The sequence below is a fragment of the Vibrio sp. 2134-1 genome, assembly GCF_033339495.1.
In genome coordinates, this window is the sequence record NZ_JAWOUS010000212.1 from 1 (window position 1) to 905 (window position 905).

At 45.5% G+C, this 905-nt stretch carries 1 protein-coding gene; it reads left to right on the top strand.

The genetic code is table 11. The annotated features are described in order from the left end of the window. Window positions 1–788 (top strand): MtrB/PioB family decaheme-associated outer membrane protein (locus R7R78_RS24995; protein ID WP_225474484.1); only part of this gene is annotated, 788 nt, incomplete at its 5' end. Window positions 789–905 lie beyond the last annotated feature (117 nt).

The window sequence follows — 905 nt, forward strand, 5'->3', positions numbered from 1 at the left end:
AGCGAAGCTATGCCGACCGAAAACGTACCGATGAACAACGCGTTTTTGTTGGTGCTCAGTACAGGCCAAACAGTCCGTGGCAATTAGGCGGTAAAGTCTCCTACTCTTTCCGCGATGGCTCTGATTGGCAGGACGACAGCAGCGACTCGCCTAATTTGCGCCAATACTATTTAGCCGACAAAGAGAGGATTGAGCTCCGTGGCGACGGCAGTTATGACATGACAGACGATGTCCAGATACTTGCAGAACTTTGGTACGGAAATGATGACTATGCAAAACCTGATATTGGTTTAAGCGAAGGGGAAGATTACGGCTACGACCTCAGCCTCAACTTCAATTTACTCGACGGATTAAGCGGGCATGTTTTTTACAATCAACAGATCATCCGCTCCGAGCAACAACAAGCAAACTCTGACGTTGTCGGCTGGAATCGCTACACCACCAAGCTCAAAGATGACATCACAACCATTGGTTTTGGTGTGAGTAAAGAGCGACTGCTGGACGACAAACTTTCTATCTCATTTGATTACAGCTACAGCCAAGCGGACAGTAAATCTTCAACCACATCTGGTGGTTACCAATATCCTGATAACGAGGCGAACTCGTATCGATTTGAAGTCATCGCTGACTATGAAGTATCTGAAAATCAAAACGTGCAGCTTAACCTTCGTTATGAAGACTACTCAGAAGAGGATTACTTGTTTAACAACGAAACCGGAACGATGGGCGACGTTTTGCAAAGCTATGAAGGTCTGTATGGCGGCGTCTATTGGAAATATCGCTTTTAAGCACAGTGTGACGTAACAAAAAAAGCATCAGACGTTTCAAGCGCCTGATGCTTTCGTATTTAAAGTCTACTGCTGTGAGAAGTTGATTAAGCTTGGAAGCTCAAAGGAATCTCAGCC